23 protein-coding genes are annotated in these 22,741 nt (G+C 63.1%); 17 read left to right on the plus strand and 6 right to left on the minus strand.

Annotated elements, in window-relative coordinates; genetic code table 11:
* The 13 genes from VJ604_RS03745 to VJ604_RS03805 all read left to right on the plus strand — a co-directional run.
* Positions 1-239 (plus strand): hypothetical protein (locus VJ604_RS03745; protein WP_324080039.1); only part of this gene is annotated, 239 nt, incomplete at its 5' end.
* Positions 239-1,240: a helix-turn-helix transcriptional regulator gene (locus VJ604_RS03750; RefSeq protein WP_324080040.1), complete on the plus strand. Its 1,002-nt coding sequence runs from the start codon at positions 239-241 to the stop codon at positions 1,238-1,240. The genes VJ604_RS03745 and VJ604_RS03750, both read left to right, overlap by 1 nt.
* Before the next feature lie 48 nt (positions 1,241-1,288).
* Complete coding sequence (locus VJ604_RS03755) at positions 1,289-2,449, plus strand: class I SAM-dependent methyltransferase (RefSeq protein WP_324080041.1); 1,161 nt, start codon at positions 1,289-1,291, stop codon at positions 2,447-2,449.
* Entirely contained in the window at positions 2,446-3,084 is a 639-nt protein-coding gene (locus VJ604_RS03760) for an HAD family hydrolase (RefSeq protein ID WP_324080042.1), read from the plus strand. The genes VJ604_RS03755 and VJ604_RS03760 overlap by 4 nt, the downstream gene beginning before the upstream one ends.
* 296 nt (positions 3,085-3,380) lie before the next feature.
* Positions 3,381-4,781 (plus strand): aspartate ammonia-lyase, encoded by a 1,401-nt coding sequence (locus tag VJ604_RS03765; protein ID WP_324080043.1) that lies wholly within the window; start codon positions 3,381-3,383, stop codon positions 4,779-4,781.
* Between the two features lie 199 nt (positions 4,782-4,980).
* Positions 4,981-5,202, plus strand: a complete 222-nt coding sequence (locus VJ604_RS03770) for a NifU family protein (RefSeq protein WP_324080044.1) — start codon at positions 4,981-4,983, stop codon at positions 5,200-5,202.
* Between the two features lie 132 nt (positions 5,203-5,334).
* Positions 5,335-6,513 (plus strand): phospholipase D-like domain-containing protein, encoded by a 1,179-nt coding sequence (locus VJ604_RS03775; RefSeq protein ID WP_414652388.1) that lies wholly within the window; start codon positions 5,335-5,337, stop codon positions 6,511-6,513.
* A gap of 161 nt (positions 6,514-6,674) precedes the next feature.
* On the plus strand, positions 6,675-9,008 hold the full coding sequence (locus tag VJ604_RS03780; RefSeq protein WP_324080046.1) for an endonuclease MutS2: 2,334 nt from the start codon (positions 6,675-6,677) through the stop codon (positions 9,006-9,008).
* Between the two features lie 227 nt (positions 9,009-9,235).
* A complete protein-coding gene (locus tag VJ604_RS03785; protein ID WP_324080047.1) occupies positions 9,236-10,159 on the plus strand; it encodes a dihydrofolate reductase in 924 nt (307 codons plus the stop codon).
* 159 nt (positions 10,160-10,318) lie between these two features.
* The gene (gene recO / locus VJ604_RS03790) at positions 10,319-10,960 is read left to right on the plus strand and encodes a DNA repair protein RecO (RefSeq protein WP_324080048.1); all 642 of its coding nucleotides are present in this window, start codon (positions 10,319-10,321) and stop codon (positions 10,958-10,960) included.
* Between the two features lie 85 nt (positions 10,961-11,045).
* Positions 11,046-12,389, plus strand: coding sequence for a replicative DNA helicase (gene dnaB / locus VJ604_RS03795; protein WP_324080049.1), 1,344 nt, complete (start codon positions 11,046-11,048; stop codon positions 12,387-12,389).
* 133 nt (positions 12,390-12,522) lie between these two features.
* Positions 12,523-13,806 carry an enoyl ACP reductase FabMG family protein gene (locus VJ604_RS03800; protein WP_324080050.1) on the plus strand — a complete coding sequence of 428 codons (1,284 nt, stop codon included), beginning with the start codon at positions 12,523-12,525 and terminating at the stop codon, positions 13,804-13,806.
* Positions 13,807-13,960: 154 nt separating this feature from the next.
* Positions 13,961-14,689: a response regulator gene (locus VJ604_RS03805; RefSeq protein WP_324080051.1), complete on the plus strand. Its 729-nt coding sequence runs from the start codon at positions 13,961-13,963 to the stop codon at positions 14,687-14,689.
* Here the strand turns inward: VJ604_RS03805 and VJ604_RS03810 are convergent.
* The 6 genes from VJ604_RS03810 to ybaK form a co-directional block, all read right to left on the minus strand.
* Positions 14,661-15,224: a hydrolase gene (locus VJ604_RS03810; protein ID WP_324080052.1), complete on the minus strand. Its 564-nt coding sequence runs from the start codon at positions 15,222-15,224 to the stop codon at positions 14,661-14,663. The genes VJ604_RS03805 and VJ604_RS03810 overlap by 29 nt on opposite strands.
* Positions 15,225-15,398: 174 nt before the next feature.
* The gene (locus tag VJ604_RS03815; protein WP_324080053.1) at positions 15,399-16,841 is read right to left on the minus strand and encodes a sigma-54-dependent transcriptional regulator; all 1,443 of its coding nucleotides are present in this window, start codon (positions 16,839-16,841) and stop codon (positions 15,399-15,401) included.
* Positions 16,842-17,158: 317 nt separating this feature from the next.
* Positions 17,159-18,244, minus strand: coding sequence for a two-component system sensor histidine kinase NtrB (locus tag VJ604_RS03820; RefSeq protein ID WP_324080054.1), 1,086 nt, complete (start codon positions 18,242-18,244; stop codon positions 17,159-17,161).
* On the minus strand, positions 18,237-19,202 hold the full coding sequence (gene dusB / locus VJ604_RS03825) for a tRNA dihydrouridine synthase DusB (RefSeq protein ID WP_324080055.1): 966 nt from the start codon (positions 19,200-19,202) through the stop codon (positions 18,237-18,239). The genes VJ604_RS03820 and dusB overlap by 8 nt, the downstream gene beginning before the upstream one ends.
* A 215-nt stretch (positions 19,203-19,417) precedes the next feature.
* Positions 19,418-20,245: an SIR2 family NAD-dependent protein deacylase gene (locus VJ604_RS03830; protein ID WP_324080056.1), complete on the minus strand. Its 828-nt coding sequence runs from the start codon at positions 20,243-20,245 to the stop codon at positions 19,418-19,420.
* 122 nt (positions 20,246-20,367) lie between these two features.
* A complete protein-coding gene (gene ybaK / locus VJ604_RS03835; protein ID WP_324080057.1) occupies positions 20,368-20,853 on the minus strand; it encodes a Cys-tRNA(Pro) deacylase in 486 nt (161 codons plus the stop codon).
* A 142-nt stretch (positions 20,854-20,995) separates the two neighbouring features.
* Here ybaK and VJ604_RS03840 point away from each other — a divergent pair, with 142 nt between their 5' ends.
* The 4 genes from VJ604_RS03840 (at position 20,996) to VJ604_RS03855 (ending at position 22,634) form a co-directional block, all read left to right on the plus strand.
* Positions 20,996-21,409, plus strand: coding sequence for a response regulator (locus VJ604_RS03840; RefSeq protein ID WP_324080058.1), 414 nt, complete (start codon positions 20,996-20,998; stop codon positions 21,407-21,409).
* Between the two features lie 3 nt (positions 21,410-21,412).
* The gene (locus tag VJ604_RS03845; protein WP_324080059.1) at positions 21,413-21,928 is read left to right on the plus strand and encodes a YkgJ family cysteine cluster protein; all 516 of its coding nucleotides are present in this window, start codon (positions 21,413-21,415) and stop codon (positions 21,926-21,928) included.
* A 203-nt stretch (positions 21,929-22,131) separates the two neighbouring features.
* Entirely contained in the window at positions 22,132-22,386 is a 255-nt protein-coding gene (locus tag VJ604_RS03850) for a TIGR03905 family TSCPD domain-containing protein (RefSeq protein WP_324080060.1), read from the plus strand.
* A gap of 11 nt (positions 22,387-22,397) precedes the next feature.
* Positions 22,398-22,634 carry a hypothetical protein gene (locus VJ604_RS03855; protein WP_324080061.1) on the plus strand — a complete coding sequence of 79 codons (237 nt, stop codon included), beginning with the start codon at positions 22,398-22,400 and terminating at the stop codon, positions 22,632-22,634.
* Positions 22,635-22,741: the final 107 nt, after the last annotated feature.

A 22,741-nucleotide genomic window follows, 5' to 3' on the forward strand; every position in this document is an offset into this window, starting at 1 on the left:
CCGGCGGCAGGCATCGTGACAGGGCTGCGCGCCCGGCGGCCGAGGCAGGGCGCGGTGGCGAACCCGCTGCCGCTGCCGAGGCAACAGCCGCTAAGGATAGCGGCGAGGTGAAATCGAGCGAGACAGGAACCGGCGAGGCACAGGGAGCGAAGAAGAAGCCCCGGCGCCGCAGACGCAGCGGGAAAAAGAGCCCGGCGGAGGGCGCGCAGGGCGCTGCCCCGGCCCCTGAGCAGTCCTGATGGCTAAGGGCCGTCCGGCCAAGAAATATTCCCAGGCGGGGCGGGTCCACGACGTGATCCGGCTGATCGAGGCGCGGCACGGCATCTCGGTCGCCGAACTCGCCGAGGAGACCGGCGTCAACCGGCGCACCATCCAGCGCGACCTGATCGCCATCCAGGAGGCCGGCTACCCGCTGATCTCCGAGTGGCAGGAAGGTGACAAGCTGTACCGCTTCCTGACCGGCTTCAAGAACGTCCCCCCCATCAGCTTCTCGCTGCAGGAGCTGATGACCCTGTCGCTGCTTCGCTCCCAGCTCGACCTTTTGAACGGCACTCCCTTCCTGGAGGACATGCAGGGTATCTTCAGGAAGGTGAACTCCGTCCTGCCGCCCCGGCTTGCCGCCCACATGGAGAGGATCGCCGAGGTCGCCCACCCGCTGTTGCAGGGAAAGCGCGACTACAGCAGATCGGCCGAAACGCTGAAGGTGATCCGCCACGCCCTGCTCCACCAGCAAACGGCCACCATCTCCTACCGCTCACCCGGCCGTCCCGAGGCCACCCGCTACCTTTTCGATCCCTACACGCTCCTCTTCCAGAAGGGGGGCATCTACCTTTTGGGATACGCCCACGAGCGGCAGGCGCTGCGTACCTTCGCCGTCGAGCGGATCGACCAGGTGGAGGCGGGCAAGGAGCGCTTCGAGATCCCCGAGGGATTCCACGCCGGACAGACGCTGGAGGGGGCCTTCGGCATCGTGGCCGAGCCCCCCATGGAGGTGGTGGTCCGCTTCTCCGCCGGCATCGCCCACGCCGTCCGGGACCGGGTCTGGCACAGCTCGCAGCAGATCCGGGAAGAGCAGGACGGCTCGCTTATCCTCTCCTTCCGGGCGGGGGGGAAGATGGAGATCCTCGCCTGGCTCCTCTCCTACGGCGCGCACGCGGAACTGCTGGCGCCGCGCGAACTGCGCGAGGAGCTGGCCTCCATGGTCCGGGAGACGGCCCGGCTGTACCAGGCGGAGCTTTGACAACCTCCGGCACAGCATATATAAAAAGAGACTTCAAGGAGTCACCAAATGGCAGATGAGTCTGGAAAAACGAAGCTTGCGGAGATCATCCTGAACCGGATCCGCACCCGGGGCAAAATGACCTTCGCCACCTATATGGAGAGCGCCCTCTACGAGCCGGGGCTCGGCTACTACACTTCGCCGGGGCGCAAGGTGGGCGCCGAGGGGGATTTCTACACCAGCATGAACGTCCACAGCGCCTTCGGCCGGCTGATCGGCAAGGAGATCTGCCGGTTCTGGGAGCTGCTCGATTCCCCCGCCTCCTTCACCATCGCGGAAGCCGGGGCCGGGTCAGGGCAGCTGGCCCAGGACATCCTGGACGCCATCTTTGAGCTGAACCAGGCTGTCTACCAGACGGTCACCTATCGCCTGATCGAGAAGGAACCGAGCCTGCAGCAGGTCCAGGCCCAGCGGCTGGCCAATCACGCGGAGCGGCTGGCCTGGAGCACCCCGGAGGAACTCATCGACCGTCAGCTGAGCTTCACCGGCTGCGTCATCTCTAACGAGCTGTTTGACGCCATGCCGGTGCATCTCGTCGAGATGAGCGAGGACGGTCTCAAGGAAGTCTACGTGGATGCGGATGCCGAAGGGTTCCGCGAGCGGCTGGGCTCTCCCTCCACCCCGGAGATCCAGGCCTACCTGGACCGCTACGAGGTGCGGCTGCTCCCTGGGCAGCGCGGCGAGATCAACCTGGTCGCTCCCGCCTGGATAGCGGCGGCGGCCGCCACGCTTGAGCGCGGCTTCGTGATGACCATCGACTACGGCTTCCAGACCGAGGAGCTTTACACGCCCCAGCGGCGCGACGGCACGCTCATCTGCTACCACAAGCACACCACCGGCGAAGATCCGTACGTGCTGGTGGGGGAGCAGGACATCACCACCCACATCAATTTCAGCCAGCTGATGGAGGAAGGGAAGGACGCGGGGCTCAGCACGGTCTGGTACGGGGAGCAGTACCGCTTCCTTCTGGGGGTCGGGCTGGTGGAAGAGCTGATGCGGCTGGAGGCTGAGGCGAAGACCGAGCAGGAGAAGCTGCAGCACAGGCTGTCGCTCAAGAAGCTGATGCTTCCGGAGGGGGGGATGGGCGACACCTTCAAGGTGCTCATCCAGGCCAAGGGGGTCCAGAACCCGCAGCTGCTCTGCATGAGAAAATGGGGAGCCGGGCTTTGAGAGAGCTGCCCTTTCAGCGAGACGGCCTGAAGGCCCTGGTCTTCGACCTCGATGGCACCCTCTACCAAAACGAGCGGATGGGTGAGCAGGTCAACCTGGCGGCCTGCAACTACATCGCCTCCCTGAAGGGGGTGAGCGTGGAAGAGGCCGACAGCATGCTCAGGGAGGCCCGCTATAGAATGGCGGGAAGCGGCGGCACCCTGAGCCGGGCCGTGGAATCGCTGGGAGGGAACCTCCGGGGGCTCCACCAACAGTTGAGCCAGGACGTCCACCCGGAAGGGGTGCTGACCGTGGACCCGCGGGTTACCGCCATGCTCAGGGCGCTGGCCACCCGCTTCGCCGTCCACATCTACACCAACAACAACCGCTCGCTCTCCGCCCGGATCATGAAAGAGATCGGCGTGGTCGGGCTGTTCGGGAAGGTCTTCACCATCGAGGACTACTGGCACCCGAAGCCGGACCAAGACGCCCTGCTCGGCATCCTGGAGGCCATCGCCTGCCGTCCGGAGGAGACCCTCTTCGTGGGGGACCGTTTCGAAGTGGACCTGGCTCTGCCGGCGAAGCTCGGTTGCCGGATCTACGAGGCGTGCACCGCCGACCAGTTGCTGGAGCTCTCCCGGCTGGTGGAGGAGTAGACTCTACCCTCGCCCCTTTAGGGGAGAGGGTGGCCGGAGGCCGGGTGAGGGATGCCTCGCCAGTAGATGATGCTGGATCCACGTCGAACAGCCCAAGCATTGATCCTCCGTTTGTAGGTGAAACCAATTCTCCTGAGGAGTTACAATTAAACCGGGTGCAGCAGACCCCTTAATGACTCAACCTCGCGCGAAGACAAGCAGTGTCGATGAGCGGGGCTTCCCTCACCCCTGCCCCCTCTCCCGGAGGGCGAGGGGCAGCTGGATGACGTCGTTCTTTGTCGAAAGGAGCATCACGTATGGCAACGCGTGTTGAGAAGGACACCATGGGAACGGTGGAGGTCCCCGCCAAGGCTTACTGGGGCGCACAGACCCAGCGGGCCATCGGCAATTTCCCCATCTCGGGGCTGAAACCGCACCGGGCACTGGTCACCGCCACGGTCAGGATCAAGAAATGCGCGGCCAAGGCCAACGTGAAGACGGGGCGCCTGGACGCGGAGCTGGGCGAAGCCATCGTCAAGGCGGCCGACGAGGCGCTGGCGGGGCACTTTGCCGATCAGTTCGTGGTCGACCCCTTCCAGGCCGGCGCCGGCACCTCCCACAACATGAACGTGAACGAGGTGCTCGCCAATCGCGCCAACGAACTTTTGGGGGGCGAGTTGGGGAGCTACGGCCGCATCAACGCCAATGACGACGTCAACATGGCGCAGTCCACCAACGACGTCTTCCCCACCGCCATGCGGCTCTCCGCGCTGGAGCTCTCCGACCAGCTGATGGAGGAACTGTCCGGTCTGGCGTCGGCCCTGCGGGGCAAGGGCGAGGAGTTCGACGGCATCCTGAAGTCGGGACGCACCCATCTGCAGGATGCGGTACCGATCCGGCTGGGGCAGGAGTTCGCGGCCTACGCCGCGGCCATCGACAACAACCGGCTCGGCGTCGAGCGCGCCCTGCCGGCACTGCGCGAGCTGGGGATCGGCGGCACCGCGGTGGGGACCGGCCTCAACGCGGAGGAGGCCTACATCGACCGGGTGGTCGAGGAGCTTGCCGCGGAAACCGGCCAGGACCTCTCCCGTGGGAAGAACCTGGTGGAGCGGATGCAGAACATGGACCCGTTCGTGGCGCTCAGCTCGACCTTGAAGGGGACCGCCGTCAACCTGATCAGGATCGCCAACGATCTCAGGCTCCTCTCCTCGGGGCCGCGCACGGGGTTGGGCGAGATCAACCTCCCCTCCCTGCAGCCGGGCTCCTCGATCATGCCGGGCAAGGTCAACCCGGTGATGGCGGAGCTGACCGACATGGTCTGCTTCCAGGTGATGGGGGCGGACCTGACCGTGGCGATGGCCGCCCAGGCGGGGCAGATGGAGCTGAACGTGATGATGCCCGTCATCGCCTTCAACCTCCTCTTCTCGCTGGAGATCCTGAAGAACTGCGTGCACCAGTTCAGCCACCTCTGCGTGGCCGGCATCACCGCCAACGACGAGCGCTGCCGGAACTACCTCGACCAGTCGGTCGGCCTTGCCACCGTGCTGGCCCCCTCCATCGGCTACGCGGCCGCCGCCGAGGTCGCCAAGGAGTCGGCCAAGAGCGGCAAGAGCATCAGGCAGGTCATCCTGGAGCGGGGCATCTTGAGCGAAGCGGAGCTGGAAGAGGTACTGGCGCCGTATCCGCTTACTACGCCGGGCGTACACGAGAAGAAGTAGCCTTTTCCTCGCGGGACGGAGCAATGGCGGCGATGCCGGCGGCAGTTCCCCCTCCCTAGCCCTCCCCCTCCGGGAGAGGGGATGTCGGACAGGAGGGATGTAGACGGCTCGTTGGCGGGACCGCGCATAGTCTTTGCATTTATGCTGTTATTCCTATACACTCATACCTGTGTAACCAATCCAACCCTGGAGGATACGAATGGTAGAAGAGGTAAAATCTGTTCTGGAACATATCCGCCCCGCGCTGCAGGCTGACGGTGGCGACGTGGAGCTTGTCGAAGTGACCGACGACGGTGTCGTCAAGGTACGCCTGGTTGGCGCCTGCGGCCACTGCCCGATGTCGACCATGACCCTCAAGATGGGTATTGAAAGAACGCTGAAAGACAAGATACCGGGTGTAAAGGAAGTCGTTTCCGTCTAACCCCGCCGCTGTACATACTGCGCAACCGGAAGCGCGGAAGTAATGCCTTTCCTGACGTTATTTCCGCGCTTCGTCGTATCGGGCAAAGTTGGGCCCCTCGTTGTGACCGACGTGACGACCATGACGATCAGCATGCGCCGAAAAAGAAAGCCCTTGATGTTCCAGACCTCCAGGTTCTTCGACCTGTTCAGGCGGAACACGGAGGCGGTTTCCTTTCTGGGGAACAGCGCCACGCTGTATCGCTATGGCTCGGAATTTTTCCCGGCCCTTTTGGAGGCCATCGCCCTCGCGCGGGTGAGCGTCTGCATGGAGTTCTACACCATCTGCGACGACCACACCGGGGGGCTGGTGGCCGACGCCCTGTTGGCCGCCGCCGCCCGCGGGGTGCAGGTCTACGTGATGTACGACTACATCGGCTGCTTCGACACCTCGGCCGCCTTCTTCAAGCGCCTTTCCAAGGGAGGGATCTGCTGCACGGCCTTCAACCCTCCCCCCTTCCGGCGCGGCATCGCCTGGTTTGACAAGAGAGACCACCGGAAGATCGCGGTGATCGACGGCTGGTGCGCCTTCACCGGCGGCATCAACATCGCGGACGTCTATTCGGGTTGCGGGAAGAAGCACACCAAGTGGCGCGATGCCGGCATCAGGATCGAGGGGGAAGCCGCCGCGGCGCTTTTGCGCATGTTCTGCCAGAACTGGGGCGAGGAGCGGGGAAGCCAGCCGCATGTCCTTTTGCCCGAGCCGCGTACTGAAATGCCGGGCAACGCCAAGGTGATGATCGTGCAGGGGGGGCCGCACCACAAGCGCTCCTTCATCAGGAGTGCCTTCCGGATGGCCATCGCCGGCGCCTCGGAGAGTGTCACCATCGCGAGCCCCTACTTCATCCCGGGGCCGAGGGTGATCAGGTCGCTGTTGCGGGCGGCCGGCCGCGGAGTCAAGGTGAGGCTGCTGCTCCCCTTCAAGAGCGACGTCCCGCTGGTCCGCCTGGTCAGCCGCACCTGCTACGCCCAGCTCCTCAACAACGATATCGAGATCTACGAACTGGACAGCGCCGTCCTGCACGCCAAGGTGATGCTGATCGACGACCGCTGGGCCATGGTCGGTTCGGCCAACATGGACAACCGCAGCTTCCACCGCAACTACGAGTTGAACGTGGTGGTGGACGACGACGACTTCGGGGCCCAGGTGGCCGAGATGCTGGAGAGCGACCTGAAGGGGGCGCGCCGGATCGTCCTGCATGAGCACGAGCGGCGCGGCTTGCGGATCCGTATGCTGGAGCGTCTGTTCAGCCCCATCAGCTGGTTCTTGTAGGGAAACAAAAACCGAGATCAAGATTAAGATTGAGATTAAGGTTAAAAGCGGTTAGAAACGTGGGTAGCGGAGGGGCAGGCATGGTTATGTGGCTGCCCTTCATAGATTCAGGAAAGTGCATGGAGGTAAGGATCGAGAGCCCATCCCGGTCTGCTTTTATAATGATCCAAAAGGAAACCCTCAGGCGGCTCGAGTTCGACAAGATACTGGAAACGGTCGCCCAATTCGCCCATTGCGAGGCGTCCCGCCACCGGGCGCTCGACATCGCTCCCCTCCCCTCCCCGGAGCTCATGGAGCGCCGCTTCGGCCTGGTGGAGGAGCTACGGACCCTCACCCGGCTGAACATCTCGCTGAAGCTTTCCCGGTTCGAGGACATCACCCGCCAGATCAGGGCGGTGCGCCCCCGCGGCGCCGTGCTCGCCCCCCTCGACCTGCAGCTGTTCATCCCCACCCTGCGGGTGATGGCCGCCATCTCCTCCCAGCTCAGGTTCAGGACCGACGTGCCGCTCCTGCAGTCGGAGGTGGGGGAACTGACCGGCTTCCCCGATATCCTCAATCCACTGGAGCACACGGTCAACTCGGACGGCGAGATCCTGGATACCGCCTCCCGGCTGCTGGCCGACCTGCGCGGGCAGAAGAAGGGGCTCACGGCCAGGATCAAGCGGAGGCTGGAGGAGATCGTCCGTGAGAGGCACACCGCCATCTTCCTGCAGGACGACTTCATCACCCAGAGGTCGGGGCGCTGGGTCATCCCGGTGCGCATGGACTCCAAGGGGATGGTGCCCGGCGTGGTGCACGACGTCTCCAACTCCGGCGAGACCGCCTTCATGGAGCCGCTGGAGATCATCGCGCTCGCCAACGAGCTGGAGAACCTGGTGGCCGAGGAAAGGGCCGAGGAGATCCGCATCGTCCGGCAGATCTGCGACTGGATCCGGGAGGACGCGGAGCCGATGCTGGAGCAGTTCGAGTCGCTGGTGCGGCTCGACGTGCTGAACTGCATCGCCCTTTTCAGCGATAACCTTACGTGCGAGACCCCGGTCATCTCCACTTCCGCCAGCATCTCGTTGAAGGGCGCCCGCCACCCGATCCTGACCCTAATGGGGAAGGAGGTGGTCCCGCTCGACCTGGAGCTCGCCGACCAGGACCGGGTGATGGTGGTGACCGGCCCCAACACCGGCGGCAAGACCATCGCCATCAAGACCGCCGGCCTCTTGAGCGTGATGGCGCTCTGCGGGATGCCGGTCCCCGCCGCGCCGGGCTCGCTGCTGCCACAGGTGGCCAACATCCTGGTGGACATAGGGGACGAGCAGTCCATCGAGGAGAGCCTCTCCACCTTCTCCGCGCACATCTCCCAGATATCCTCCATCCTCAAGCAGGCCGACCGCGGCACGCTGGTGCTTTTGGACGAACTGGGGACCGGGACCGAGCCCGGACAGGGGGCGGCCATCGCCTGCGCGGTGCTCAAGGAGCTGCACGGCAAGGGTGCGCTGGTGATCGCCACCACCCACCTGACCGAGATCATCGGCTTCGTGCAGAGGGAAGCGGGCATGATCAACGCATCGATGGCCTTCGACCGGCAGAAGCTGGCGCCGCTCTACCGGCTGACCCTGGGCGAGCCGGGGGAATCGCACGCGCTGGAGATCGCCAGCCGCTACGGGCTTCCCGCACACGTCGTCAACTTCGCCAGGGGGATGATCGGCACCATGGAGGCCGACTTCCATTCCCTGTTGCGCGACCTGAAGGATAAGCGCCGGCAGCTGGACGATACCCTGGACGACTTGGCCCTGCGCGAGGAGAAACTCGCCCGGGCCGAGCTGAACCTCTCCGAACGGGTGGCCGACTCGAACCGGCTTTTGAAGGAGGCCAGGGAGAAGGGGTACGAGGAGGCGCAGCAGATCATCAGGAAGGCCCGCCGCGAGGTGCTGGCGATCATGGAGGAGGCGCGCAAGGAACGGGCGCGCGAGGCCAAGGCCAGGCTGGACCAGGCCGAGGCCGAGGTCGAACAGGCCCTCTCCGAACTGCGCCCCGAGGAGGGAGCCCCCCCCGACAAGATCGAGGTGGGGGATACCCTGTTCGTGAAACCGCTCAACTGCGACGCCACCATCATCTCCGTGGACGGGCGCGGCAAGGTGCGGGTGCGCGCGGGGAGCATGGAACTGGAAGTGCCGGTCAGCGCCCTGGTCAAGGCCAAGGGAAAGGTACAGAAGGTCCAGAAGAAAAGGACGCAGAAAGAGGAGCGAGAGGAACGCGAGCCCGCCTCCACCATCCACCTGCTCGGCATGCGGGTCGAAGAGGCGATCGAGGAGCTGGAACGCTTCCTGGACCATGCCGCCCAGGATCGCATCTCGGAGCTGCGGGTGGTCCACGGCAAGGGGACCGGCGCCCTGATGAAGGGGGTGCGCAGCTACCTGAGCGGCCATCCCCTGGTCGCCTCGTTCAGGACCGGGGAGCGCTTCGAAGGCGGCGACGGCGTTACCGTAGTGACCTTGCGTTAGAAATCTGCAGCCGAGCTGTTAAGCTAATTACGTCGTTCAAAGATGCAATGCCGCACAAAGACTTCCACCTTTTGGAGAGTCGGTCACCGTTCGTGCTGAGCTTGTCGAAGCACCCCTTTCCGACCGTGACAACAGCCCCTTTCGACAGGCTCAGGACAGGCTTCGACAGGCTCAGGGCGAACGGCGTTAAGAGCTTGAACTGTGATGCATTTAGACCGGAGGATACCATGATCATCTCCTTGATTGCTGCCATGTCGGAAGAGAGGGTGATCGGCCGGGACGGAAAGCTCCCCTGGCAGATCCCGGCCGACCTGACCCGCTTCAAGACCATCACCATGGGACACACGGTGGTAATGGGGAGAAAGACCTTCCAATCGATCGGGCGCCCGCTGCCCGGACGCCGCAACATCGTACTCTCCAAGACGGTCAGGGAGATCGAGGGGTGCGAGATCGCCCACTCGCTGCAGCAGGCCATAGCCGCCGCCGAAGGGGAGGAGGAACTCTTCATCTGCGGCGGCCAGGAGATCTTCAAGCAAGCGCTTCCCCTCTGCCAGAGGATCTACCTCACCGTCGTCCACGCCAGTTACCCGGGTGATGTCTACTTCCCGGAGATCCCCAGCCCCTTCCAGCAGACCTACATCGAGGAGCGCCCGGAGCTGACCCCGCCGCTGAGCTTCCTCGTTTACGAGAAGGTGGAGCCGATCCGGCAGGGGAGCGGCAGCGCGCGCGATCTCCGCCTGAAGGGGAGGGAGGCCATCCAAAGGCAGCTCTACTTCCTGGCCAGGAACTGCCTGGAGCAGTCCCTCAACCTGGAGGACGACGCCTCCGCCAGGTCGGACCTCGCTTTCAGCATGGCAAAGAGCGGGGGCGACCTGCAGGCCGCGCTGAGGCTCGCCGAGCAGGCGCAGACAGAGCTCCAAAACGACCCGCACGCCCACCTGAACCTGGGCCGGATACAGATCATGGCCGGGGAAAAGGAAAAGGGGGTCGCCACCCTGCGCCACGCGATGCAGTTGGGGGGCGGTCCCGAGGTCATCGTGACGCTGGCGAAGCTCGGGATCAGGAGGCCGCCCCCGATCAGGTCGCTCCCCAGGACGCACCCGCTCAACAAGTACCTGGGACTGTTCCTCACCCGGATCGGGCTCAGATAGTGTTTACCCCCCTTGATAAAGGGGGGCAGGGGGGATTGCTTTAGGATGTAAAGCAAATGCAATCCCCCTAAATCCCCCTTTATCAAGGGGGACTTTAGCACCGACAGTTTGCACCCAGCCGTTGACTTCCCCGCCTCCGTAATGCTACCTTTCCATGCCATGAAAAAGAGCGAAGTCGAAGCAATCGTGCTGCGCCTGACCGACTACGGGGAGGCGGACCGGATCGTCTCCCTGTTCAGCCTGGAAAACGGGAAGCTGCAGGGGATCGCCCGCGGCGCAAAGAAGAGCCGCAAGCGCTTCGGCGGCGCCCTGGACCCGTTCGCACACCTGAAGCTGCAACTGCAGCAACAGGGAAGCGGCCTCGCCACGCTCCTCTCCGCCGACATCATCGGCATCTTCCCGGGCATCCGGGGCGACCTCGCCAAGATCGGCACCGCCGCCTACGCCTGCGAGCTGGTGGAGAGGCTGACACCGGAGGAGGAGCCCAATCCGCGCTTGTTCCGCCTGCTCTACTGCTACCTGGAAAGGCTCGATGCCGCCCCCCTCACCCCCTCGGACCGGCGCTTCTTCGCGGTGAACCTCCTGAAGATCCTGGGCTACCAGCCCGAGCTCGATGTGCGGGGGGTCTCCGAGCAGACTGCGGGACTCCTCTCCAAGGCGATGCAGACCGGGAGGTTCGGGGTGGTGCTCTTCCCCGACCACCTGCTCAGGGAGGCCGATCTCCTGCTCAACCCGGCCATCGATCTCCATTTGGACCGGGAGCTGAAGTCGCTGGCGTTTTTGAGGGAGTGCGGGGGATAGAGCCCCCCAAATTCGATTGACCGGCGAACCGGATGCAGGTACTATTCCCCGGTTTACGTGCGACTGTTTTACTTGAGGTACCTTGATGAATGCTGCCGACATGAGAAAGTTGCCACCCCAAAGCCTCGAGGCGGAAATGTCCATCCTCGGCGGCATCCTGGTGGACAACGAGGCGATCAACCGCGTGCTCGAGATGCTGACGCCGGACGATCTGTACCGGGAAAGCCACCGCAAGATCATGCGGGCGATGATCGAGCTGAACGAGCGGGGCGAGCCGTGCGACCTGATCACCATGACCACCATCCTCAGGAAGAAGGGTGAACTGGAAGAGGTGGGGGGTGGCGCCTACCTGGCGACCCTGGTGGACTACGTCCCGATGGCCGCCAACATCGCCTACTACTGCAAGATCGTCAAGGAGAAGTGCATCACCAGGAGGGTGATCTCCGCCGCCACCGACCTGGTCAGCAAGGGGTTCGAGGACAAGGTGGACGTGGAGGAGCTGCTCGATACCGCCCAGAAGGTGATCTTCGAGATCTCGGAGAACAAGCTCCGTCCCGCCTACTTCCAGGTCTGCGACATCCTCAAGGACACCATCAAGAACATCGAGCTCCTCTACGAGAAGAAGGAGCAGGTGACCGGAGTTCCCTCCGGCTACACCGACCTCGACAAGATCACCACCGGCTTCCATGCCGGCGACCTCGTCATCATCGCTGGACGCCCGGCGATGGGGAAGACCACCTTCGCCCTCAACGTCGCCCAGTATGCCGCCATCAACGCCGCCCCGTGCTACCCCGCCGCCATCTTCTCACTGGAGATGCCCAAGGAGCAGCTGGTGGAAAGGCTCCTCTGCTCGGAGGCCAGGGTCGACCTCGGCAAGCTCCGTTCCGGCCACCTGCAGGAAAACGACTGGCCCAAGCTGACCAAGGGGGCGGGAGCGCTGCACGACGCCAAGATCTTCATCGACGACACCCCCTCCATCTCGGTCATGGAACTCCGCTCCAAGGCCCGCCGGCTGAAGGCGGAGCACGACATCGGTATCGTGGTGATCGACTATCTCCAGCTCATGCGCGGCGGCCCCAACCCGGAATCGCGTCAGCAGGAGATCTCCGAAATCTCCCGGTCCTTGAAGGCGCTCGCCAAGGAGCTCTGCATCCCGGTGGTAGCCCTGTCCCAGCTCAACCGCGGACTTGAGCAGAGAACCGACAAGCGGCCGATGATGAGCGACTTGAGGGAATCGGGTGCAATCGAGCAGGACGCCGACATCATCATGTTCGTCTACCGTGGCGAGGTGTACGACAAGGAAAACGAGGACCTGAAGGGGAAGGCCGAGATCATCATCGGCAAGCACAGGAGCGGTCCGATCGGCACCGTCGACCTCGCCTTCCGCGGCGAGTACACGAGGTTCGAGAACCTGGCCCGGGATTACTGATCCGCCTGGTAAACCATCTACCCTCGCCCCTTCAACAGCCAAAGCAATCCCCCCTGTCCCCCCCTTTATCAAGGGGGGGACAGGGGCGGGAGAGGTACCATAAACCAGCAACTAAGAAAGGATGTAACGAGAGATGACGAAATATAATGCAATGCGCGAACTGCCGGCGACGGCGGGATTCAAGGAAGGGGACGTACTGTTCCTGTGCGGCGAACTGTTCGGCCGCGGCTATGCCAACGGCATCGTGGACGAGGCCCGCGCCAAGGGGATGACCATCATCGGCGCCACCGTGGGAAGGCGCGACTCCGACAACACCCTGCGCCCCTTGAACGCCGAGGAACTCGCGGCTGCCGAAGAAAACCTGGGCGGCAAGATCATCAACATCCCGCTGGAGGCGGGTTTCGACATGGAGCCGGGCAACGACGGCCTCACTCCGGCGGATAGACTGAAGAGCGTGAAGCCGGACGACTGGGCCTCGGCTCGCCTGGACCGGGGGGAGATCGAACTCTCCAAACAGCGCGGCACCGAGCGGTTCCGCAAGAACCTGGCCCAGGTGGTGGCCGAGCTTGAGAAAGAGCTGCCGGCTGGCGGCAACCTGCTGGTGGTGCACACCATGGCGGGCGGCATCCCCAGGGCGCGCATCTTCATGCCGCTGCTCAACAAGCTCTTCAAGGGGCAGGGCGACCGCTTCCTCTCCTCCGAGGCGTTCTGGAAATCGGACCTCGGTTTCCTGTGCGAGACGAGCTTCAACGAAGTCACCGCCGACACGCTGCGCTACCTGATCGAGGAGACCGCCTCCCTGCGCGACAAGCTCTCCGTCCGCTACGCGGCCTACGGCTACCACGGCTGCGAGGTGCTGATCAACGGCGCCTACACCTGGCAGTCCTACACTCCCTACCTGCAGGGTTGGGCGAAGATCAGGCTGGAGGAGATCGCCACCGAGGCCTGGAACAACGGCATCAAGGCTACCGTCTACAACTGCCCGGAAATCCTCACCAACTCCAGCGCCCTCTTCCTCGGCGTGGAAAACTCCCTCTACCCCCTGCTCGGCTCGCTGAGGGCGGAAGGTGTTGACGAGGTGGTGAACGAGTGCCAATCGATGCTGCAGGAAGGGGTGACGGTAGACAAGCTGATCCAGATCGCGACCGACTACCTGGTAAACCCGCTGGTCACCTCCACCCGCGACTACGACAGCTGGCCGCAGCACAACTCGCTCAAGCAGCAGGAGTACATGCTGAACGTCTCGGCGGAGCTGATCTCGCTGAACGCCAACCCCAAGGAGATCGTCTGCGCCGTGCTCTCCAAGGCAGTCTTTGAAGGGGTCGGCAAGCTGATGTTCGACTCGTCCTGGGCTCCGCAGGCGCCGGTCTTCTGGCTGAACCATGACGTGATCGCCAAGAGGCTCGGGAAGAAATAGTTTTGGAAGTGGAAAGGGGGACCGGCTCCGAAGGTGCCACTCCCCCTCTTCCGACTGTAGTCCTATATGTAACGAGTTTGGTTGATGTGCAGTGCCTTGCGGTATGCTGAATCAACTTGGAGAGTTGCCTGATGATTTTGCAAACGGGAGGCGTATGACGACGACAATTCTGCTGGTGGACGACGTGAGCATGTTCCTGGAACTGGAGAAGGGGTTCCTGCAGCAATCCGCGGTGAAGATCCTCACCGCGCGGGACGGCAAGGAGGCGCTGGCAGCCTGCCGGGCGGAGCAGCCCGGCCTGGTGTTCATGGACCTGCACATGCCGATCATGGACGGAGCCGAGTGCTGCCGGGCCATCAAGAAGGACCCCAAGCTCGCCTCGACGCCGGTGGTGCTGATCACCTCGGAGGGAAAGGAGGGGGACCGGCAAGCGTGCCTGGCGGCCGGTTGCGACGACTTCCTCACCAAGCCGCTGGACCGTCACCTCTTCCTGGAACGCGCGCGCAAGCTGCTGCCCTCCATCGACCGGCGCGACACCCGCCTCCCCTGCCACATCAAGGCCAACTACCGCGCCTTCGGCGTCACCCTCTCCGGCTTCATCAGGGACATCAGCCAGACCGGGGTCTACCTGGCGAGCGACTCCGAGATCAAGGTCGGCACCGAGCTGGACGTCATCTTCGCCCTCCCCGAGCCGGTCGGCACCATCGTGCACGCCAAGGCCAAGGTGGCCTGGGTCAACACGAAGAGCGACCGGCGCAAGCCGTCTCTGCCGGAGGGGTTCGGGGTAGAGTTCCTATCCCTTGCAGAGGGAGCGGCCAGCGACTTGAGCCGCTTCCTCCAGAAGAGCCAGGGAACTACCTCACCAGCTTGGAAAGTTTCTTAAACTCGTCGGTACCGGCCACCTTGAGAAGCTGAAAGAGCACCGATTCCGTCGAGGTCAGCACGGCGCCGGCCGCCGCCATGCTCTTCAGCGCGATCTTCCAGTTGTCCTTGCGCCTGCTCATCACCGCGTCGCACACCAGGTGGACGACGTAGCCTGCCGAGAGGAGTTCCAGGGCGGTCTGCAGCACGCAGACGTGGGTCTCCATGCCGACCAGGATCACCTGCCGCCGGTCGTTGGCGGCCAGCGCATCCATGAACCCTTCACCACCGCAGCAGCTGAAGGTCATCTTCTCCAGACTCTTGCCGGGGAGCTTTTCCTTCAGAGCCGGTACGGTCTCGCCCAACCCCTTCACGTACTGCTCGGTGGTAATCACCGGCAGCCCCAGCTCCGCTGCGCTGTCCAGCAGGATGGAGATGTTCTTGGTCAGCTTCTCCAGCACCTTTGGGTCCATGGCGACGCAAAGCTTCTCCTGCACGTCGACCACCACCAGCTGCGCACTGCTGCGATCCAGAAAAAATTTCTCCATAAGCGACATAGAACCTCCGGAAAATCGAGATTAAGATTCGAACAGCGAGAGTAAGATTGAGATTTAGCCCGCACCCACCTGAATCGATGTATCACCGAGTGAAGATGGAGAGAAGATCGGAGAAAGGGTCCCAACGGCCTTCCCTTAATCTTAATCTCAATCTTAATCTCGCCTTTTTGCCTTTTACTCCTTGCGTAGCTCGATCCCCAGTTCGGTGATCTTCTTCCTGAGCGTGTTGCGGTTGATCCCCAGGATGTCGGCGGCCCGCACCTGGTTGCCGCGGGTCTTCTCCAGCACGAAACGGATCAGCGGACGCTCCACCTGCTCGAGCACCATGGCATAGACGTCGCCGCTCTCCATGCGCTCCATGTTGGTGAAGCTGCCGCGCAGCTTGAGATCGACGATCCCCTCCAGGGAGAGCTCCTCCCCCTTGCCGTTTCCTTCCCCCTGCCGCTGCCTGAGCCCCGGGAAGTCGCTGGTCCCCAGGAGCGGGTCGGGCGAGAGGATCACCGCCCTCTTGATGGTATTTTCCAGCTCGCGGATGTTGCCGGGCCAGCTGTAGCTGGTCAATAGCTTCATGGCCTCCGGTGAACAGTGCTTGCCGGGCACCTCCAGCTCGCTGCAGATCTTGGAGAGGAAGTACTCCACCAAGAGCGCCACGTCCTCGGCCCGCTCGCGCAGGGGCACCAGGTGGATCGGGATCACGTTCAGCCGGTAGTAGAGGTCCTCGCGGAACTGCTTGTTGCGGACGGCGTCCTCCAGGTCCATGTTGGTGGCGGCCACGATCCTCACGTCGACGGGGATGCTCTGGTTGCCGCCGGTGCGGGTGATCTCCCGCTCCTGCAGCACCCTGAGGATCTTCGCCTGCAGATCGATCGGCATGTCGCCGATCTCGTCGAGGAAGATGGTGCCGCCGTTTGCCTGTTCGAACTTGCCGAGCTTCCTTTCGGAGGCGCCGGTGAAGGCCCCCTTCTCGAAGCCGAACAGCTCGCTCTCCAGGAGTTCCTTGGGGATGGCGGCGCAGTTGAGCGGCACGAAGGGCTTGCCGAGCCTCTTGGAGTTGTAGTGGATGGCGCGGGCGATCAGCTCCTTGCCGGTACCCGATTCCCCCTGCACCAGGACGGTCACGTCGCTGGGGGCCACCTTGCCGATGGTCTTGTAGATGTCCCTCATTACCGGCGAGTTGCCGATGATGGTCTTCTCGAGCTGGTAGCGGTCCTTCAGCTCCTCCTTGAGCAGGGAGACCTGCGAGGTCATCTCGCTCGCGCGGCTCACCTTCTCCACCAGCGCGTCGATGACGCCGAGGTCGAAGGGCTTGGTGAAGTAGTCGTAGGCGCCGCGCTTCATCGCCTCGACCGCGTTCTTCATGCTGGCCTCGGCGGTCATGATCACCACGAACAGGTCAGCGCGCTCCTCCTTGATGCGTTCGAGCAGGTCCAGCCCGCTGATGCCCGGCATCTTGATGTCCAGAAGCGCCAGGTCGTAGACGTTCTCCTTGATGAGGCGAAGGGCCTCGTCACCGTCGCGGGCCAACTCGACGCTGAACCCTTTTTTTCTGAGGGCCTTGGAAAGGACCCACCGCATGCTCTCTTCGTCGTCGGCGACTAATATGTTCTTGATCGGCATCGTTCACTCCTGGGACAGCGGCCATGGACCGGCTTTGGGAAGGGACGGCCACGCTGCTGCCCCGGCGTTATCGGAAATCTTTTTTCGTCCCGCCCTCGTGGAGCCACGTTCGCCGTTGAACGGAGCGGAAGGCAGCGACGAGGACGTTTAATCGTTGGAGGAGAGTTGGAAACGTTCGTGCTGAGCCTGTCGAAGTACGAGCACAACTTCTTTCCACCCTGTTAGCCGTATCAGTTTCACGCCCCCTTCGACTGGCTCAGGACAGGCTTCGACAGGCTCAGGGTGAATGGCTTTTCTTTCATCCTCTCCCAGCTTGACTACTGGATGAAGGGGAGCATGACCGTGAAGGTGGTGCCGCGGGGGGGGTGGGATTCCACCCGGATCATGCCGCGGTGCTCGCTAACGATCTTCTGGCAGATGGCCAGCCCCAGGCCGGTCCCCTTCGACTTGGTGGTGAAAAACGGCGTGAACAGGTTTTCCTGCACGTCGGGAGCGATGCCCGGCCCGTTGTCGACCACGTCGATGGCGATCATCCTGGCCCGCCGCTCCCCTTTGGGGGTCATGCTGTAATCGGACAGCACCCGGCTGGTCACCTTCACCTGGCCGCCGTCTCCCACCGCCTCCACCGCGTTCTTGATGAGGTTGAGGAACAGCTGGGTCAAAAGCGCCTCGTCCGCCAGGATCGGGGGGATGCTGGGATCGAAGTACTGGTTGATGGAGACATTCCGGGCGCCGGTGGCGCTCTTCTGCAGGAGCACGATGTCGGCCAGCACCTGGTGCAGGTTCACCTTGCCGAGCTTGAGGCGCCCCGGCGAGGCGAGGGCGAGCAGTTCCTCCACGATCACGTTGACCCGCTGCACCTCCTTCAACATCACCCGGATGTACTCCCGGAGGTCCTCGTTGTCAGGGAATTCCATCTCCAGAAGCTGGGCGGCGCCGTTGATGCCGCCGAGGGGATTCTTGATCTCGTGGGCAAGGCCTGCCGCCAGCGCACCCAGGGAGGAGAGCCGGTCGGCCTGGCGCACCGCCTCCTCGAGCTCCCTGACATTGGTGAGATCGCGTAACAGGACGATGGTGCCGATACGCTCGCCGCTGGAACTGAGCAGCGGGGAGGTGTTGGCGCCCACCGGGGTGAGTTTGCCGGCCCGCTTGAGGACGATGTTCTCCTGGTCGGAGATCGACATCCCCGTCTGCACGGTCTTCTCGACCATCTCGTTGAGGGGGCCTTCTCCCTTAAAGATGTCGCTGAAAAGCACTCCCTTGGCCTGGCGCATGGAGACACCCGCCAACTCCTCGGCCGCCGGGTTGATGTGGGTCACCGCACCCCGGCCATCGAGCACGATGACGCCGTCTCCGAAGCTGTCCACCACGTTCGCGTAGTAGGATTCCATCTCCTCACCCATGGAAAAAGCTGTCCATCGCCTCGACCAGCGCCGAGCAGTGCTCGATCCGGTTGACCGCCGCCCGGAATTGAGCGGCGCCGGGGAGTCCCTTGCAGTACCAGGAGAGATGCTTGCGCATCTCCATGAGGGCCACCCGTTCCCCTTCCAGCTCCGTGAAGAGCTCGAAGTGCTTGCGGGCGACCTGATAGCGATCGGCGGCGGTGGCAGCCAGAGGCTCCTCGCCTGAGAGCAGCGCCAGCGACTCCCTGAAGATCCAGGGATTGCCCATAGCGCCGCGCGCAATCATGACTGCATCGCAGCCGGTTTCGGTGAGCATGTCCACCACGTCCTTGGCGGTGAAGAGGTCGCCGCTGCCGATGACCGGTATGGTGAGCGCCGCCTTGAGCTCGGCTATCTTAGACCAGTCGGCGTGCCCCTCGAACATCTGCGCCCGGCTCCTGGGATGGAGCGTCACCGCGTCGCACCCCTCCTCCTGGGCGATCCTGCCGATCTCCAGGAAGACATGGTCGCTGCAGACCCAGCCGGTGCGAATCTTGATGGTGAAAGGAAGGGTCGTTGCCTTCCTGACCGCCTTCACGATCTGCGCCACTTTGAGCGGATCCTTCAAAAGGGCGCTGCCGGCGCCGGTGCCGACCACCTTGCGGACCGGGCACCCCATGTTGATATCGATCAGCTCCCCGTACCCCTCGACCAGGCGGGCGGCTTCGGCCAGCATCTGGGGATCGTCGCCGAAGAGCTGCATCCCGATGGGGCGGTCCTCCGGCGTAGTGTGCAGGAGATCGAAGCTTTTTTGCCCTTCGCGGGTGAGGCCGTTCACGCTCACCATCTCGGTGAAGGTGAGCGATGCCCCGCAGTCGCGGGCCATCAACCGCATGGGGAGGTTGGTAATGCCGGCCATGGGTGCCAGAAACACCCTATTCTTCAAGGTCAGTGAGCCGATGGCCACCGTTTTTTGCATAGCACTGTAGTTCCTTTTCTGCCTAAAAAATAAGCATACTAACAGCAAGGATGTTGGAATGCAAGGGGAAAGAGGCGAGGGAAAAGGAGAATTAGAGAGGTAAAGATTAAAGGCTCCGCCTTAATGTTCCCTCTCCCGAAGAAGGAGGGGTCGGCAGGGGGAATTGGTGGCGGGATGGAGAGCTGACGGTGTTCGGGAAAGCAGCCTGTAGCTTGTTATCGCAAAAGCTCGTTGATGGCGGAAAGCCCCTCCAGCGCGCCGCAGGGAAGCGGGATGTGCGGCGGGGAGATCTGCGGCTCGCGGGTGTTGATCCTGATGAGCCGGGCGTTGGCGAAGGCGCCGATCCGCTCACTGGTGGCGCGCACGGTCGGGATGGCGGTGCCGGCCCCCATCTCGACTACCACGACCCTCTTTCCGCTCTGGCGTGAGAGGAAACTGCGGAACCGCTCCTGCTGCAGCGAGGTCCTGTCTTCGATCCAGCTCCAGTCGCCGAACATGAGGATGTTGGGGCGTGCGGTGGAGCCGCAACGGGAACAGAGCGGGACGTGATCGGAGGTCATGGTCTGCTCGTCGATCCGAAAGCTCTCCCTGTTTTCCCAGATCCGATTGGAGCAGGGGCGGGTGCACTGCAGGTGGTGGATGGAACCGTGGAATTCCAGGATGGCATCTTCGGCAAAGCCCGCCTTCTGGAATTGCCCGTCCACGTTGGAGGTGGCCACGAAGGAGTCGAGAGCGAAGCGCTCGATCCAGTCGAGCAGGATATGGAAGCCATGATGGGGGACGGTCGCGCGGTAGAGGTTCGTGCGGTGGCCGTAGAATCCCCAGCCGAAGGCGGGGTCGCGCTCGAAATGCTCGGGATTGGCGGCGTCCACGAAGCTTAAGCCCAGCTTCTCGTACGGAGGATACGCCTTCCAGAAGCCGCTGTTGCCGCGGAAGTCGGGGAGACCGGAGTCCACTCCCATGCCGGCCCCCGCCGTGATCACCAAAGCGTGCGCCGCACGAATGGAATCGGCCGCGTCCTGGAAATGCTTGGAAAGGTCCATGGTGTCACCTCATATTGCGAAATGTGAGCTACCCCATCCTCACCCTGTCCCTCCCCTTGAAGGGGAGGGGACGCTGCAGTGGCCTCCCTGTATCTCGCCGACCGCAACGATTATCTCGGCGGTCAGTGGATGCCGACCTTCACCGGGGTCGGTTTGAGGACCCGGACCAGTTCGGAGGGGGGCATAGAGACCAGGAAGCCGCGGCTGCCTCCGTTGATGTAGATGAGGGGGAGTTCGAGGATGGTCTCCTCGAGGTAGACGGGCATCTGCTTCCTGGTGCCGAAGGGAGAGGTGCCGCCGACCAGGTAGCCGGAGTGACGGTTGGCGGTGTCGGGGGTGCAGGGGGTCACCGACTTCACCCCGATCACCCTCGCGAGTTCCTTGGTGGAAACCTGTTGGTCGCCGTGCATCAGCACCACCAATGGGGCCCTGGTCTCGTCCTCCATGATCAGGGTCTTGATCACACAGTGCTCGTCCACGCCAAGCTCGCGGGCCGATACTGCGGTGCCACCCTTCTCCTCATATGTATACGGATGCTCCCCGTAATCAACCTTCGCCTGCCTAAGCACCCTGACCGCCGCGGTGACCGGCGCTTTGAACTTCGCCATTGCTACCTCTCCTTCCCGTGCCCTGGCCTTCACATGAAAAATCGTCTTGCCAGTAACGAGCATCCACGTTATACACGTTATAGACGCAGGCAAGTAAATATCACGACTTCGGCGGTTGCACAACCACGGAACGGGAATCGCGATGGATAACGGCACTCCGCAGGCAGCAGCGAAAGTCCTGGTCATGGACGATGACGAAATGGTTCGCTTCGTGGCTGGCGAAACCTTGAAGCGTTACGGATTCGAAGTGGAGTTCGCCAACGACGGCAGCGAGGCAGTGAAGATCTACCGCGAGCACCGCGACGCGGGCACCCCTTTCGCGGCGGTCATCCTCGACCTCAACATACCCGGCGGCATGGGGGGCGCTGAGACCATGAAGCAGCTGTTGGAATTTGATCCCGCTGCCAAAGGTTTCGTCTCCAGCGGCCGGACCGACGACCCCATCATGATGAACTATCAGACCTACGGTTTCAGCGGTACCATCGAGAAGCCCTATTTCTACCTCAACAAAGAACTGATGGAAGCCTTCACCAAGAGCCTCCTCGGAGCGCCGTGATCGATGCCGGGACTTGAGAACTACCTGGCACTGGTCGGCCGCGTCGACGAGTTGTGCGCGCGCAGCGTCGCGGGCTTTGCCGAGCATATCGTCTGCAAGGCAGGCTGCGACGCCTGCTGCCGCCACCTGTCGATCTTCGCCGTGGAGGCTGCCGCCCTCCGGGAGGCGCTTGCCGCCCTCCCCGCTGCCGAAGCCGACGCCATCCGTGAAAAAGCACTCGCCGCTCCCGAAGGCCGCTGTCCGCTGCTCCATGACGGCCTCTGCCTGCTCTACCAGGCTCGCCCCATCATCTGCCGCACGCATGGGCTGCCGCTTCTGATCAGCCGGGAAGGGGAAAAGTCGGTCGACTTCTGTCCCGACAACTTCCGGGGTCTCACCAGCATACCGGGGAGCGCCGTCATCGACCTGGAAAGGCTCAACGAGATGCTGGCGGCCATCAACGCGCTCTACCTGCAGTCGCACCCGGGGCCGGAACGGCTCACGGTGGCGGAAACAATTAACCCCAAGGGCCTTATTTAACAGGGATGAACAGGATGAAAGGGATAAAGGCCTAAGGAAGAGGCAAATCCCCCCTGTCCCCCCTTTATCAAGGGGGGAACGTGATAGCGGGAGTTCCTCTCCAGAGTTTCGGTTGTCACCCTGTAGTTTTTTAGGTTTTTATCCCTTTCATCCTGTTCATCCCTGTTAAAACAAGCCTTTCTGTCTTCAAAGGAGAATGACAAATGCTGGTAACTTATGAAACCTCCGGTAGCTGCGCTACCAGGATCGACATCGAAATCGAGGACGGCGTCATCACCGGCACCCAGTTCTACAACGGCTGCGCCGGCAACACGCAGGCGGTGGCCGCCCTGGTGCGCGGCATGGCGGTCGGCGAGGCTATCCAGCGGCTGAAGGGGATCGCCTGCCAGGGTAACACCTCCTGCCCCGACCAACTGGCCCGGGCGCTGGAAAAGAGCCTGACTCCGACGAATCCGTAAAGGGAGGGTCTATGGAAGTTTTCGGCGGCTTCATGATGATGGCCTCCATCATCGGTTTCTTCCTGACGGTGATCTGGTTCGTGCTCCCCTTCGTCATCTTCAACATCAAGGGGAGGGTCGATCGCACCCTCGCCGTGGTCGAGGAGATGGACCGGCGGCTGGCCGCCTTGGAGCGCTCCCTGCAGGCACGTGAACAGCTGCAGGCAGGGGGAGCGGAGAAGCCGCCGCTACCCTCTTCAGCTGAGTAACAATCCCCGGTCGGCGCCGCACGGGCTTCTCGTCCGGCTCCGACACCCGGTGCTTTCCACCCGCTGTCACCAACAGCACCTTCCCGTAAACTACTGCCCGTTCGGGC

The sequence above is a fragment of the Geomonas sp. genome, assembly GCF_035254065.1.
Classification (GTDB): domain Bacteria; phylum Desulfobacterota; class Desulfuromonadia; order Geobacterales; family Geobacteraceae; genus Geomonas.

Excerpts from the sequence above, each read along its gene's own strand:
- VJ604_RS03780 (WP_324080046.1), top strand. The coding sequence starts at position 6,675 with ATGATCCAAAAGGAAACCCTCAGGCGGCTCGAGTTCGACAAGATACTG.
- VJ604_RS03805 (WP_324080051.1), top strand. The coding sequence starts at position 13,961 with ATGACGACGACAATTCTGCTGGTGGACGACGTGAGCATGTTCCTGGAA.
- VJ604_RS03765 (WP_324080043.1), top strand. The coding sequence starts at position 3,381 with ATGGCAACGCGTGTTGAGAAGGACACCATGGGAACGGTGGAGGTCCCC.
- VJ604_RS03855 (WP_324080061.1), top strand. The coding sequence starts at position 22,398 with ATGGAAGTTTTCGGCGGCTTCATGATGATGGCCTCCATCATCGGTTTC.
- VJ604_RS03840 (WP_324080058.1), top strand. The coding sequence starts at position 20,996 with ATGGATAACGGCACTCCGCAGGCAGCAGCGAAAGTCCTGGTCATGGAC.
- VJ604_RS03755 (WP_324080041.1), top strand. The coding sequence starts at position 1,289 with ATGGCAGATGAGTCTGGAAAAACGAAGCTTGCGGAGATCATCCTGAAC.
- VJ604_RS03785 (WP_324080047.1), top strand. The coding sequence starts at position 9,236 with ATGATCATCTCCTTGATTGCTGCCATGTCGGAAGAGAGGGTGATCGGC.
- dusB (WP_324080055.1), bottom strand. The coding sequence starts at position 19,202 with ATGCAAAAAACGGTGGCCATCGGCTCACTGACCTTGAAGAATAGGGTG.
- VJ604_RS03775 (WP_414652388.1), top strand. The coding sequence starts at position 5,335 with ATGCGCCGAAAAAGAAAGCCCTTGATGTTCCAGACCTCCAGGTTCTTC.
- ybaK (WP_324080057.1), bottom strand. The coding sequence starts at position 20,853 with ATGGCGAAGTTCAAAGCGCCGGTCACCGCGGCGGTCAGGGTGCTTAGG.
- VJ604_RS03770 (WP_324080044.1), top strand. The coding sequence starts at position 4,981 with ATGGTAGAAGAGGTAAAATCTGTTCTGGAACATATCCGCCCCGCGCTG.
- VJ604_RS03815 (WP_324080053.1), bottom strand. The coding sequence starts at position 16,841 with ATGCCGATCAAGAACATATTAGTCGCCGACGACGAAGAGAGCATGCGG.
- VJ604_RS03845 (WP_324080059.1), top strand. The coding sequence starts at position 21,413 with ATGCCGGGACTTGAGAACTACCTGGCACTGGTCGGCCGCGTCGACGAG.
- dnaB (WP_324080049.1), top strand. The coding sequence starts at position 11,046 with ATGAATGCTGCCGACATGAGAAAGTTGCCACCCCAAAGCCTCGAGGCG.
- VJ604_RS03750 (WP_324080040.1), top strand. The coding sequence starts at position 239 with ATGGCTAAGGGCCGTCCGGCCAAGAAATATTCCCAGGCGGGGCGGGTC.
- VJ604_RS03820 (WP_324080054.1), bottom strand. The coding sequence starts at position 18,244 with ATGGGTGAGGAGATGGAATCCTACTACGCGAACGTGGTGGACAGCTTC.
- VJ604_RS03830 (WP_324080056.1), bottom strand. The coding sequence starts at position 20,245 with ATGGACCTTTCCAAGCATTTCCAGGACGCGGCCGATTCCATTCGTGCG.
- recO (WP_324080048.1), top strand. The coding sequence starts at position 10,319 with ATGAAAAAGAGCGAAGTCGAAGCAATCGTGCTGCGCCTGACCGACTAC.
- VJ604_RS03850 (WP_324080060.1), top strand. The coding sequence starts at position 22,132 with ATGCTGGTAACTTATGAAACCTCCGGTAGCTGCGCTACCAGGATCGAC.
- VJ604_RS03800 (WP_324080050.1), top strand. The coding sequence starts at position 12,523 with ATGACGAAATATAATGCAATGCGCGAACTGCCGGCGACGGCGGGATTC.
- VJ604_RS03810 (WP_324080052.1), bottom strand. The coding sequence starts at position 15,224 with ATGTCGCTTATGGAGAAATTTTTTCTGGATCGCAGCAGTGCGCAGCTG.